Consider the following 11929-nt stretch of genomic DNA (forward strand, 5'->3'; position numbering starts at 1 on the left):
CGCCTTACGGTGGAGCTGTGCGTAGATGTGATCAAGAGACAGGCGATGTTGGCGCCGTTGGAGAAGCCCAGGGCGACCGGCGCCTCCAGCCCGTAGGCTTCCCGCGCGCCGTGGAGGAAGGCGGCGAGTTCGTCGGTGCGGTGGCGCAGGTCCGCCTCGTCGAAAACCCCCTCCGCCATGCGGCGGAAGAAGCGCGGCATGCCGTTCTCCAGCACCTGCCCGCGCGGCGAGAGCAGGGCGGAGCCCGGCGCCACCGCCTCGCCCAGCGGCAGCAGGTCGTCCTCGTCGCCGCCTGTGCCGTGCAGCAGCAGCGGCGGCGGGCGGCCCGGCCGCGTGGCGGGCCGGAACCGGTGCCGGAAGCCCAGCCCGGTGCCGGTCGTGGTATCGGTCACGATGTCGCTCATGCGGGATACTCCCTTTGCGTTGCTCTCCCCGGAAGGGCGGCGGCACGCCCCCCTTGCCGGGTGCGTGCCGCCGCGCCCCGGTCAGGCCAGGGCTGGCAGGGCGGCCTCGATCGCCGCACGGTGCGGCCGCAGGAAGGCCGGCAGTTGCAGGCCGGTGCCCAGGGCCTCCGGCGCCTCGTCCACCGCGAAGCCGGGGATGTCGGTCGCGATCTCGAAGAGCACGCCGCCCGGCTCGCGGAAGTAGATGGAGCGGAAGTAGTCGCGGTCCTTCTGCTCCGTGGTGCGGATGCCGTGGTTCTCCACGAGCCGCCGCGCCATCTCCATCTCCGCCGCGTCGTCGGCGGCGCGGAAGGCCAGGTGGTGCACCGAGCCGCGCCCCGGCCGCGCCGGCAGGAAGCCGCCGACACCTTCCAGGTCCACGATCCCGCCCAGCGCCGTGCCCTCGGCCCGGTAGCGCAGCGTGTTGCCCTCGCGCGCCGCCTCGGCGAAGCCGAAGACGTCGGCGAGGATGGCGCCGGTCGCCTCGGTGCGGTCCAGCATCAGCCGCACGCCGTGGAAGCCGCGGATCGCCATTTCGGCCGGGACCTTGTCCCCCTCCACCGGGTGGCTCCAGGCGGGCTCGGCCTCGATGCCGGGCAGGCCCGCCAGGGCGAGGCGCATGCCGTCCGGGTCGCGGAAGCGCAGCAGCGTCTCGCCGAAGGCCTCTGCCCGCTCCACGCCATGCGGCGTCAGGCGCTGCATCCAGTAGCCGATCGCGCCTTGCGGCACGCGGAAGACCGTTTCCTGCAACTCGCCGGTGCCGGCGCGGCCGGGGGCGGCGTTCCCCCAGGGGAAGAAGGTCAGGATGGTGCCGGGGCTGCCGGCCTCGTCGCCGTAGTAGAAGTGGTAGGCGCCGGGATCGTCGAAGTTCACCGTCTTCTTCACCAGCCGCAGCCCGAGGGTGCGGGTGTAGAAGTCGAGGTTGCGCTGCGCCTTGCCGGCGATCGCGGTCACATGATGAATGCCGTTGCGGGCCATGGAAGCTCCTCCAGGTCTGGGTTTCGCTGTCGGCCATGCATATGGGCAATGGGGTATCCGGTTCCACTGGATACGGATTGCGCTGGTGCAATGCGAGCCGTGCGAAGAAGCCCGCCCCTTCCGGTGCGCGGTGCGGGATGCGAGGCTGCGGCGCATCGTGACCGATGCCTCCCGTTCCTCCCCTGCCCTCGCCTGGGACGATTTCCGGCTGATCCAGGCGGTGGCGGAGACGCGGGCGCTGCCGGCGGCGGCGGCGCGGCTCGGGGTGGCGCATTCGACCGTCTTCCGCCGGCTGCGGCAGATCGAGGAGATGCTGGGCTATCCGCTCTTCGAGCGACACCGGGGCGGCTATGCCCCGACGGCGGCGGGGGAGGAGATGGCCGCCCTGGCCGGGCGGGTGGAGGAGGACATCGCCGCCGTCACCCGCCGCCTCGCCGGACAGGCACCGGGCCCCGCCGGCGAGGTTCGGCTGGCCACCAGCGACAGCCTGCTGGCCGACCTGATGATGCCGATGCTGGTGCGCTTCCGCGCCGCCTGCCCCGATGTGCGGCTGGACCTCGTCACCGGCAATGCCGCCGCCAACCTGTCGCGCCGGGATGCGGATGTCGCGTTGCGGGCCAGCGATTCGCCGCCGGACACGCTGGTCGGGCGGCGCGTGGCGCGGATCGCCTGGGCGCTCTACGAGACCGCCGCCACGGCGCCCATCCCGGAAGCCGATCCGATGGGACGGGACTGGGTCTGCCTGGGTGACAACCTCGCCGGGATGAAGGTGACGCGCTTCGCCCGGGAGCGCGTGCCGGCGGCGCGGCTGGCGGCGCGGTTCGACGGGGTGCTGGCGCTGGCCGATGCGGTCGAAGCGGGGCTGGGGATCGGGCACCTGCCCTGTTTCGTGGGGGATGCCCGGCCGAGCCTGCGCCGCCTGGCCCCGCCGGAGCCGGACTTCGCCGCCGATCTCTGGCTGCTGACCCATCCGGACCTGCGGCACCTGCCCCGCATCCGCGCCGTGACGGAGTTCCTGGCCAGCGCCATCGCCGCGCGACGGGCGGTCATCGAGGGGGAGGCCGGGTGATGCGGGGGAAGCCTTCCGAAGGTCACGGCGTGTCGGAGGGAATTCCGCTCGTGGCGCCCCCCGGGGGAGAGGCGCTGCCTCTCGCCCCGGCCCCCTCTCCGCCGGGGACCGAAGCCGGTCCCCGGACCCCGGGCTTTCGTGGGGTCCGGTGGCTGCCGTTGGTTTTCGGCCTGATCCCTGGGAACAGGTGGAAACGCGGGACGCCCGGGAAGAAGAGAAATACCGTGTCCGTGCTGGTGGCGCCGGCAGCCTGCCGGAGGGCGATGCTCTCCGGCGCGATCCGGCATCTGTGGGCGCCAACTCACCGGGTCCAGGGCGCGCAGCGTCCTGGCGGATAGGGGGTCCGGGTGAAAGGCGGCGCCTTTCACCCCGGGGACGGCGCAATGCCGGGCCAGGAGTGCGGACTGGCGGAGGCGGCATTTGGCCGTGGCGATGCGGGGCGGGTATGTAGGGGATTCGCAGGAGCGTCCCCTTGGCCGACACGACGAGCGAATTGACGGAGCCGCATTTCCGCCGGAACGATCCGGAGCGCACGAAGCGGGAGATCATGGAGGCGGCGCGCGAGGAATTCGCGCGGCACGGGCTGACGGGCGCGCGGGTGGATGCCATCGCGGCGCGCACCAAGACCGCCAAGCGGATGATCTACTACTATTTCGGCAGCAAGGAGGGGCTCTACCTCGCCGTGCTGGAAGCCGCCTATGACGACATCCGCTCGGTGGAGCGGGAGCTGCGGCTGGAGGCGCTGGCGCCGGAGGAGGCGATCCGGCGGATGGTGGAGTTCACCTTCGACTACCAGTGGGACCATGCGGACTTCACCCGCCTCGTCACCATCGAGAACATCCATCACGGCCAGTACCTGCGCCAGTCCCGCAGCGCCCGGGCGCTGAACGTCACCATCATCGATGCGCTGCGCACCATCCTGGAGCGGGGGCGGCGCGAGGGGCTGTTCCGCGGGGATGTCGATGCCGTGGACGTGCATCTCTTCATCAGCGGCTTCTGCTTCTTCAGGTCCGCCAACCGCCACACGATCGAGGTTCTGTTCGGCAAGGACCTGGGCGAGGAGGCACTGCGGACGCGGCACCGGGAGATGCTGGTGCAGGGCGTGCTGGGGATGCTGCGGCCACTTGGGGATGGGACCGGTGCGGAGGGCGGCGCCACGCCATGAGGCGGCGGAGCGGCATGGAAACCGGCCCGGCCGGGAAACCCATCACAAGCCAGGGAGCTTCTTCGGCATGATCTTTCGCCCGCCCGTCCCGCGAAACCTCAGCCCCTCCGTTCCTGGCCCCTCCCCTTCCCGGCCGCCGGTGAGCCCGCCGTGCTGCCGCTGATCCTGCTGATCGCCGTGGCCGGGGCCTGCCTGGCCGCGCCCGTGTCGCGCCTGCTCGGCCGCGCCGGCGGCTGGGGGCTGGCGCTGCTGCCGGCGGGGCTCTTCGGGATGTTCCTGAGCTTCGCGCCACTGATCGCCGGGGGCGGCGCCGCGGAGACGCGGCTGCCCTGGGCGCCGTCGCTGGGGGTGGATCTGGCCTTCCGGCTGGACGGCTTCTCCTTTCTCTTCGCGCTGCTGATCACCGGCATCGGCACGCTGGTGGTGGTCTATGCCGGGTCCTACATGGCGGAGAAGTCGCCGGGCGACCGGGCGCGCTTCTTCACCCTGATCCTGCTCTTCATGACCGCCATGCTGGGGGCGGTGCTGTCGGACAACCTGCTGGTCTTCTTCATGTTCTGGGAGGCCACCAGCATCCTGTCCTTTCTGCTGGTGGGCTTCGACGGCAAGAGCCCGGCCTCGCGCCGCTCGGCGCTGCAATCCCTGCAGGTGACGGTGGGCGGCGGGCTGGGGCTGCTTTGCGCCATCGTGCTGATCGGGGTCACCCTGGGCAGCTTCAGCTTCTCCGGGGCGACCGGCCGGGTGGAGGAGCTGGCGCGGAGCCCCTGGGCCGCCCTGATCGTGATCGGGCTGCTGCTCGGCGGCTTCACCAAGTCGGCGCAGTTCCCCTTCCACTTCTGGCTGCCCAACGCGATGCAGGCGCCGACACCGGCCTCGGCCTATCTGCATTCGGCCACGATGGTGAAGCTGGGCATCTACCTGCTGGCGCGGTTCGAGGGGTTCTTCGCCGAGGTTCCGGGCGGGCGCAGCATCCTGATCGGCTTCGCCGCGGCGACCATGCTGGTGGCGGGGGTGCAGGCGCTGCGGGCGCAGGGCTTCAAGGCGGCGCTGGCCTATTCCACCGTCGCCTCGCTGGGCATCCTGGTGATGCTGATCGGGCTGGACGGGCCGATGGCCAGCGTGGCGACCGTGGGCTTCATCCTGGCGCATGCGCTCTACAAGGCGGCGCTGTTCTTCTGCGCGGGCAATGCCATCCACGCCACCGGCAAGTCGCATCTGCGGCAGATGGGCGGGCTGGTGCGCTTCCTGCCGCTGACGGCGGTGGCGGCGAGCCTGGCCAGCCTTTCCATGGCCGGGCTGCCGCCCTTCATCGGCTTCATCTCCAAGGAGTTCCTGTTCGAGGCGCAGATCCAGAGCTCCTGGGACGCCGTGCCGGTGGCCATCGCGGTGCTGGTGAACGCGGTGATGGTGGGCGTGGCCGGGGTGGTCTCGCTGCGGCCCTTCTTTCTCGGGCGCGGCAAGATCACCGAGGTCAGGCATGGCGAGACGGTGGGGCTGACGCTGGGGCCGCTGCTGCTGTCGCTGCTGGGCCTCGCCATCAGCCTGGAGCCCGACTGGGTGCGCGACAACGTGCTGAATCCGGCGGTGCTGGCGATCTATGGCGCGCCGGTGGAGGTCAAGGTCGAGCTTTGGCACGGGCTGACGCCGATGCTGATGCTGAGCGTGGTGGTGGTGGCGATCGGTGCCGTGATCGTCGCCTTCTGGCGCTCGATCCATAGCTGGCTGCTGGCGCTCCAGCCCATCGACCACTATGCCGCCGAGATCGGCTACGACGCGCTGATGCGCGGGCTGGTCGGCTTCGCCGGGCGGCTCACCCGCTTCGTGCAGAACGGTGACCTGCGGCGCTATCTCTGGCTCGGCGCGGCCTCGGCCATGGCGCTCTGCCTTTTCGGCGCGGTGCGGGCGGGCACGGTGCCGCGCTGGCCGGCATTCGGCCATCCCGATCCGGCCACCGCCGCCATCCTGCTGGTCGGGCTGGCCGGAGGCTTCGCCGCCGCCCGCGCGCGCTCCCTGCTGTCCGCGCTGGTGGCGGTGGGGCTGGTGGGGCTGGCGGTGGCGCTGGTCTTCCTGCGCAACGGCGCGCCGGACCTGGCGCTGACGCAGTTCTCGGTGGAGGCGCTGATCGTCGTGCTGCTGACCGCCGTGCTGCTGGTGCTGCCGCTCGCGGCGCCGGCGACGCGCAATCGGGCGGAGCGGCAGCACGACATCCTGCTGTCCTGCTGCTTCGCCGCGCTGGTCTTCCTGGCGAGTGCCGACATGATGGCCGGGCCGGCGGATACCACGGTGTCCGGCTTCTACGGCGCGCAGAGCTATGCCGCCGCCTTCGGCCAGAACGTGGTCAACGTGATCCTGGTGGATTTCCGCGGCTTCGACACGCTGGGCGAGACGGTGGTGATCGGCATGTCGGCGCTGATGGCCTGGTCGCTGCTGAAGGCTGATCCCGTCCCGGCGCGGGAAAGGCCGGCCGCCTTCATCCTGGCCGCCACCAGCCGTGCCTTCTTCGCGCTGCTGCTGCTGGCGGCGGTGATGATCCTGCTGCGCGGGCACAACCAGCCCGGTGGCGGCTTCGTCGGCGGGCTGGTGGCCGCGCTGGCCTTCGCCATGCTCGCCCTGGCGGGGGGCGTGGAGCGGGCGCGGGCGGCATTGCGGCTGCATCCCATGGTGCTGGTCGGGCTGGGGATGGGGCTGGCGGTGCTGAGCGGCGCGCCGGGGCTGCTCGCCCATGGCAGCTACATGAAGCATCTCTGGGTGGAGGCCGACCTGTTCGGCCTCGCCGTCAAGCAGGGTACGACGCTGCTCTTCGACCTGGGCGTCTTCGCCGTGGTGCTGGGCGGGGTGCTGGCCTTCCTCTTCGGGCTGCAACGGGAGGCCGAGCGATGAACCTGCTGACCGCCTTCGTGGCCGCCGCCCTGGCCGGATGCGGCCTCTACATGGCGCTGTCGCGCAACCTGGCGCGGCTGGCCCTGGGGCTGGCGCTGCTGTCCACGGCGGTGAACCTCGTGCTGTTCATGACCGGGCGGCTGCGCTCGGACCAGCCGCCGCTGATCCCCGATGGGGAGAAGGTGCTGGGGCTGTCCGCCGATCCCCTGCCCCAGGCGCTGGTGCTGACCGCCATCGTGATCGGCTTCGCCCTGACCGTGGTGCTGATGACGCTGGTGCTGCGCGCCTGGCGCGGCGAGGGCACGATCAACGGCGCCCGGATCGCCGCCGCCGAGCCCCCCTTCCCCGAGGACGAGGAGGACGCCGATGCGCGCTGACCTCGTTCCCGGCATCCTCCTGCTCTGGCCGGTGGTGGGCACGCTGCTGGCCGCGGCGCTCTGCGCCGTGCTGCGCCACCGCCCGGACTGGCAGCGCGCCACGATGGAGGCGGCCACCGGGCTGATGCTCGCCGCCTCGCTCGGCCTACTGGCCGAGGTGTCGCAGAACGGGCCGCTGACGGTCGGCTTCGGCGGCTGGCCGCGCTCCTTCGGCGTGAGCTTCACCGCCGACCGGCTGGGGGCGATGCTGTCCGTCTTCACGGGCATCGTCGGGCTGGTGGTGGCCATCTATGCCCGGGCGGATATTGGGCCGCGCCGCCGCGGCGCCGGCTTCGACGCGCTGTTCCTGGCCATGCTGGCGGCGGTGAACGGCGCCTTCCTGACCGGCGACCTGTTCAACCTCTATGTCTGGTTCGAGCTGATGCTGGTGACGGCGCTGGGCCTCACCGTGCTCGACCGGCGGCGGGCGCAGATCGACGGGGCGATCCGCTATGCCGCGCTGAGCATGCTGGGCGCGGCCTTCATGCTGCTCGGCATCGCGCTGCTCTTCGGCGAGGCGGGGACGCTGAACATGGCCGACCTGTCCCGCGCCCTGAACGGCCGCGCGCCGAGCCTGGCGCTGGTGGCCTCCGCCTTCCTGCTGCTGTCCGGCTTCGGGCTGAAGGCGGGGCTCTTTCCCTTCTTCTCCTGGCTGCCGGCGGCCTATCCCACCGCGCCGATGACGGTGCTGGCGGGCATGGCCGGGCTGCTGACCAAGGTCGGCTTCTATGCCTGCCTGCGCGTGCTGGTGCTGGTCTTCGGGCTGGGCACGGCGCCGGTCATCCCGGGCCTCGCGCCCATGCTGGGGCTGCTGGCGGCGGCGACCATGGTGCTGGGCGTGCTGGGCGCCATGGCGCAGGAGGACACGCGGCGCATCCTGGCCTTCCAGATCGTCGCCTCGATCGGCACGATGATGATGGGGCTGGCGCTGGCCAGCCTGGCGGGGCTCGCCGCCGCCATCCTCTACATGCTGCATTCCATCCTGGTGACGACGAGCCTGTTCTTCGCCGCCGGGGCCATCGCGCGGGCCAATGGCAGCACCGACCTGAACCGCTGCGGCGGGCTGATGAAGCGGCAGCCGATGCTGGCCGTGTATTTCGCCGTCCCGGCCCTGTCGCTGGCCGGGATTCCGCCCTTCTCCGGCTTCTGGGGCAAGTTCGTGCTGGTGCAGGCGGGCTTCCTGTCGGGCGGCGCCTTGCTGGCGCTGGTCCTGCTCGCGACCGGCTTCGTCACCGTCTATTCCATGAGCCAGATCTGGGTGGAGGCCTTCTGGAAGGCGCCCGGCAGCGGCCGCGCGCCGCGCCGCGTGCCGCCCGCGATGCTGGCGGCCATGGGCATCCTGGCCTTCCTGATCCTCGCCATGGGGATCGGGGTGGAGCCGCTCAGCGCCTTCGCGCGCGAGGCGGCCCGTGGGATGGTGCCAGGGGCGGCGCCGGCGGGAGGCGGCGCATGAGCCTGCTTCGCCTGCCCCTCCGCCTCTGGGCGCTGCTCTGCCTGGTCGCCACCTTCCTGTGGGACCTGGTAGCCTCCTCCCTCTCCGTGGCGCGCATCGTGCTCTCGCCCTATGCCCAGCCGCTGCCGGCCATCGTGGTGGTGCCGGTGGAGGCGCGCACGCGCTGGGGCGTGGCGCTCTTCGCCTATTGCGTCTCGCTGACGCCGGGCTCCACCTGCCTGCACGTCTCGGACGACCTACGGCGCTTCTACGTGCATGTGCTGGACGCGCGGAGGGACGAGGAGGTCATCGCGCAGTTCAAGCGGCTCTACGAGCGCTGGATCCTGATGATGGAGGGGGGACGATGAGCATGGACGGGATCGAGACCCTCGCCGGGCTGCTGGCTTTCGTCCTGGTGCTGCCGCTGGGCCTCGCTGCCTATCGCATGATCGCGGGACCGGGCTTCGCCGACCGTTTCGTGGCGCTGGACATGCTCACCGCCGTCGCCGTGGCCTTTGCCGCCATGACGGCCCTGGCCACCGGGCGCAGCGCCTTCCTCGATGTCGGGCTGGTGATCGCGCTGGTGAACTTCGTCGCCACCTGCGCCTTCGCCGCCTTCCTGGAACGCAAGGGGAGCCAGCGATGATCGCCGCCATCCTGATGATCCTGGGCACGGCCTTCCTCTGCATCGCCGCCATCGGCGTGGTGCGCCTGCCCGATGCCTTCCAGCGCATGCATGCCGGCACCAAGGCCGGCACGCTGGGCACCATGCTGGTGCTGGTCGGCGCGCTGCTGGCGGGCGATGCCGTGAAGCTGCCGACCGGCGTGCTGACGATCCTCTTCCTGCTGCTCACCCTGCCGGTCGCGGCACAGCTTCTCGGCCGCGCCGCCTACATGTCCGGCGCGACACTGCGCGGGCTGAAGGGCGAGGACCCGCTGGCGGAAGTGGTGGAACGGCAGAAGGCGCCGCTGGAGGAACGCCTGCGCGGCTGATCGGGGCGCCGGCCGCGCTTCACGGCTTTGGCGTCGCGCTGTCCCTGGGGAAGCCCCTCAGAGCAGGGGGTGGCGCAACGAGGGCAGGCGGCGGAACCAGGTTTCCCATTCGCCAGCCGGCACGGGGCGGCCCAGGTAGAAGCCCTGGGCCTCGTCGCAGCCTTCCTGGCGCAGGCGGTCGAGGATTTCCGGATTCTCCACCCCTTCCGCCACCGTGGTGACGCCCAGGCCGCGTGCGAGGCCGATGATGGCGCACACGATGGCGGCGTCCTCGCGCTTCTGCGGCAGGTTCTGGATGAAGGAGCGGTCGATCTTGATCCGGTTGACCCGGAAGTGGCGCAGGTAGTCCAGGCAGGAGAAGCCGGTGCCGAAATCGTCCAGCGCGACGCTGACGCCGTCGCGGCGGAGCGCGTCGAGGGTCTGGGCGGTGCTGGCGCTGCGGTCCATCACCACGCCCTCGGTCAGTTCCAGTTCCAGCCGCGACGGGTCGATGCCGGCGGCCTGGGTGGCCTGCATCACCATGCGGTGCACGTCCTGCCGGCGGAACTGGTTGGGCGAGACGTTGATCGCGACGCGCAGGGGCGGCAGGCCTTGCGTCTCCCAGCGCCGGATCTGGGTGCAGGTCTCGTTCAGCACCCATTCGGTCAGCAGCACGATCAGCCCGCCGTCTTCCGCGGCGTTGAGGAAATCGGCGGGCGCGCAGAGGCCGTGGCCGGGGCGGTTCCAGCGCAGCAGGGCCTCCAGCCCGATCACCTGGCCCGAATGCAGGCTGACCTGCGGCTGGTAGTGCAGGACGAACTGGCCGTTGGCGACGCCTTCCCGGATCCCGGCCTCCAGCGACTGCGCCTGTTCCAGCCGGAGCCGCAGGTCCGGGCGGAAGAAGCGGTAGCCGTGGCGCCCCTCGGCCTTCGCCTGGTACATGGCGAGGTCGGCGTTCTTCAGCAGCTCGTCGATATTCGAGGAATCGCGGCCGCAGACGGTGATGCCGATGCTGGCGCTGATGTTGACCCGGTGCCCGCGCACCTGGATCGGCTCCGCCAGGACATGGCCGACCGAATCCGCCAGCGTCGCGGCCTCGCGAGGGTCGGAGATGCCTTCCTGCAGGATGGCGAACTCGTCGCCGCCGAGGCGGGCCACCGTGTCGTGCTCCCCCACATGCATGCGCAGGATGCGGGCGACGGTGATCAGCAGCTGGTCGCCGAAGTCGTGGCCCAGCGAGTCGTTCACGTTCTTGAAGCGGTCGAGGTCGAGGAAGTGCAGCGCGCAGAGACGCCCGGAGCGTGCGGCGCGTTCGATCCCTTCCTCGATCCGCTGCGCCAGCAGGGAGCGGTTGGGCAGGTCGGTCAGGACGTCGTGGCGGGCCAGGTGGTGCAGGTGGCGCTGCGCGCTCTTCTGGTCGGTGATGTCGAGGGAGGTGGTGAGCACGTTCACCACCTCGCCGATGCTGTTGCGGAGCGGCGACTTGGTGGTGAGCTGGGTGCGCAGCACGCCGTCCCGGTCGATGAAGTTCTCCTCGTAGCTCGGCAGCGGCGCGCCGCGCTCGAAGACCAGGCGGTCGAACAGCACGTCGCGCTCGATCTGGTCGCGCGCGGTGAGCTCCTTCATCGGCAGCCCTGCGCACTGCTCCACGCCGCGGCCGACATGGCGCGCATAGGCGGCATTGGCGAAGCGGCAATAGCCTTCCGGATCGGCGGTGTGGACCAGCACGGGCATCGTGTCGATGACCTGGGCCAGCAGGTCGGCCCTTTGCGGTGCCGCTCCCGGAGCCCTGGCGGCACCCTGGATCTGGTCGTTGGCTGGCGCCGGCGGGAAGGGGTGGCGCGCGGCGTCCAGCAGGTCGCGGACCTGGTTCTGGAACTCCGCGTGCTTGATCGGCGTCTGCAGGAAGCCGGTCGCCCCGGCCTCCAGCGCCCGGATGCGGAAATTCGGGTCGTCATAGGCGGTGATGACGAGGATGGGGGTCGCGGCGCAGCCGGCGATGGCGCGGACAGAGCGAGTGAAGTCGGCCCCATCCATGCCGGGCATGCGGTAGTCGGTGATGATCAGGTCGGGACGGTGGTGCGCGATCCAGGCCAGGGCGGTGTTGGGGTCGGCGAAGGCTTCCGCCGTGGTGTCCCGCGTGACCGACTTGGCCAGCATTGTAAAGACTTGCCGATTCGTATTCTGATCATCGACAATCGCAATGACGGGCATGGGCCAAATACATCCACATCTGGACCTGGATCCAGATCGACCCGAGTGACGTGTTTCGTGCTGGATGTTTTATACTATACTGAGAAACTGCAATGATTTCAACTTAAAATTGTCGTGTCCACCCGCTTGACGCGAAAGGTGGCGGAGTTGCGCCATCGGGTGGACATCTTGCGGCTGCCGCGTCCGGGGATGCCCATGGCCCGCCATGGGGAAGCCGGGATTGTTGCGGCTTCCTTAGCTCGACTTTGGCCATCTGAGACAGGCGTAGGCGGCGAGGCGGGTGACTGGCTAGGCTGGCGTGTCCCCGCCAAGAGACGCCGCCATGCTTCACCTGCCACCCCGCTTCGCCGCGGTGATCCT

The 11929-nt window shown here is 70.8% G+C and carries 10 protein-coding genes and 1 pseudogene; 8 read left to right on the top strand and 3 right to left on the bottom strand.

Features of this window, described 5'->3' with window-relative positions:
- A pseudogene (locus ROTAS13_RS11150) lies at positions 1 to 404 on the bottom strand (alpha/beta hydrolase); the annotation flags it as partial.
- Between the two features lie 81 nt (positions 405 to 485).
- On the bottom strand, positions 486 to 1421 hold the full coding sequence (locus ROTAS13_RS11155) for a ring-cleaving dioxygenase (RefSeq protein WP_075822366.1): 936 nt from the start codon (positions 1419 to 1421) through the stop codon (positions 486 to 488).
- A 157-nt stretch (positions 1422 to 1578) separates the two neighbouring features.
- On the opposite strand from ROTAS13_RS11155, the gene ROTAS13_RS11160 reads away from it, so the two are divergent.
- The 8 genes from ROTAS13_RS11160 (at position 1579) to mnhG (ending at position 9376) form a co-directional block, all read left to right on the top strand.
- Complete coding sequence (locus tag ROTAS13_RS11160; protein ID WP_075822371.1) at positions 1579 to 2490, top strand: LysR family transcriptional regulator; 912 nt, start codon at positions 1579 to 1581, stop codon at positions 2488 to 2490.
- A gap of 472 nt (positions 2491 to 2962) precedes the next feature.
- Positions 2963 to 3655 (top strand): TetR family transcriptional regulator, encoded by a 693-nt coding sequence (locus ROTAS13_RS11165; RefSeq protein ID WP_083755482.1) that lies wholly within the window; start codon positions 2963 to 2965, stop codon positions 3653 to 3655.
- Positions 3656 to 3805: 150 nt separating this feature from the next.
- Positions 3806 to 6535 (top strand): hydrogen gas-evolving membrane-bound hydrogenase subunit E, encoded by a 2730-nt coding sequence (gene mbhE / locus ROTAS13_RS11170; protein ID WP_075822368.1) that lies wholly within the window; start codon positions 3806 to 3808, stop codon positions 6533 to 6535.
- Entirely contained in the window at positions 6532 to 6912 is a 381-nt protein-coding gene (locus ROTAS13_RS11175) for a sodium:proton antiporter (RefSeq protein ID WP_019461400.1), read from the top strand. Before mbhE ends, ROTAS13_RS11175 begins: the two co-directional genes overlap by 4 nt.
- Positions 6902 to 8404, top strand: a complete 1503-nt coding sequence (locus tag ROTAS13_RS11180; RefSeq protein WP_075822369.1) for a proton-conducting transporter membrane subunit — start codon at positions 6902 to 6904, stop codon at positions 8402 to 8404. The genes ROTAS13_RS11175 and ROTAS13_RS11180 overlap by 11 nt, the downstream gene beginning before the upstream one ends.
- A complete protein-coding gene (locus tag ROTAS13_RS11185) occupies positions 8401 to 8751 on the top strand; it encodes a Na+/H+ antiporter subunit E (RefSeq protein WP_019461398.1) in 351 nt (116 codons plus the stop codon). The genes ROTAS13_RS11180 and ROTAS13_RS11185 overlap by 4 nt, the downstream gene beginning before the upstream one ends.
- On the top strand, positions 8748 to 9029 hold the full coding sequence (locus ROTAS13_RS11190; protein ID WP_019461397.1) for a monovalent cation/H+ antiporter complex subunit F: 282 nt from the start codon (positions 8748 to 8750) through the stop codon (positions 9027 to 9029). Before ROTAS13_RS11185 ends, ROTAS13_RS11190 begins: the two co-directional genes overlap by 4 nt.
- Positions 9026 to 9376 (top strand): monovalent cation/H(+) antiporter subunit G, encoded by a 351-nt coding sequence (gene mnhG, locus ROTAS13_RS11195; protein WP_019461396.1) that lies wholly within the window; start codon positions 9026 to 9028, stop codon positions 9374 to 9376. Before ROTAS13_RS11190 ends, mnhG begins: the two co-directional genes overlap by 4 nt.
- Before the next feature lie 57 nt (positions 9377 to 9433).
- Here the strand turns inward: mnhG and ROTAS13_RS11200 are convergent, their stop codons facing one another.
- Positions 9434 to 11569 carry a bifunctional diguanylate cyclase/phosphodiesterase gene (locus ROTAS13_RS11200; protein ID WP_075822370.1) on the bottom strand — a complete coding sequence of 712 codons (2136 nt, stop codon included), beginning with the start codon at positions 11567 to 11569 and terminating at the stop codon, positions 9434 to 9436.
- Positions 11570 to 11929 lie beyond the last annotated feature (360 nt).

Source organism: Roseomonas sp. TAS13 (assembly GCF_001950415.1).
In the GTDB taxonomy this organism is placed as follows: domain Bacteria; phylum Pseudomonadota; class Alphaproteobacteria; order Acetobacterales; family Acetobacteraceae; genus Roseomonas; species Roseomonas mucosa.

What these genes read in the sequence shown, in the direction of transcription:
- ROTAS13_RS11155 (WP_075822366.1), bottom strand. Translation starts at nt 1,421, where the DNA reads ATGGCCCGCAACGGCATTCATCATGTGACCGCGATCGCCGGCAAGGCG.
- ROTAS13_RS11175 (WP_019461400.1), top strand. Translation starts at nt 6,532, where the DNA reads ATGAACCTGCTGACCGCCTTCGTGGCCGCCGCCCTGGCCGGATGCGGC.
- ROTAS13_RS11180 (WP_075822369.1), top strand. Translation starts at nt 6,902, where the DNA reads ATGCGCGCTGACCTCGTTCCCGGCATCCTCCTGCTCTGGCCGGTGGTG.
- ROTAS13_RS11185 (WP_019461398.1), top strand. Translation starts at nt 8,401, where the DNA reads ATGAGCCTGCTTCGCCTGCCCCTCCGCCTCTGGGCGCTGCTCTGCCTG.
- ROTAS13_RS11190 (WP_019461397.1), top strand. Translation starts at nt 8,748, where the DNA reads ATGAGCATGGACGGGATCGAGACCCTCGCCGGGCTGCTGGCTTTCGTC.
- mnhG (WP_019461396.1), top strand. Translation starts at nt 9,026, where the DNA reads ATGATCGCCGCCATCCTGATGATCCTGGGCACGGCCTTCCTCTGCATC.
- ROTAS13_RS11200 (WP_075822370.1), bottom strand. Translation starts at nt 11,569, where the DNA reads ATGCCCGTCATTGCGATTGTCGATGATCAGAATACGAATCGGCAAGTC.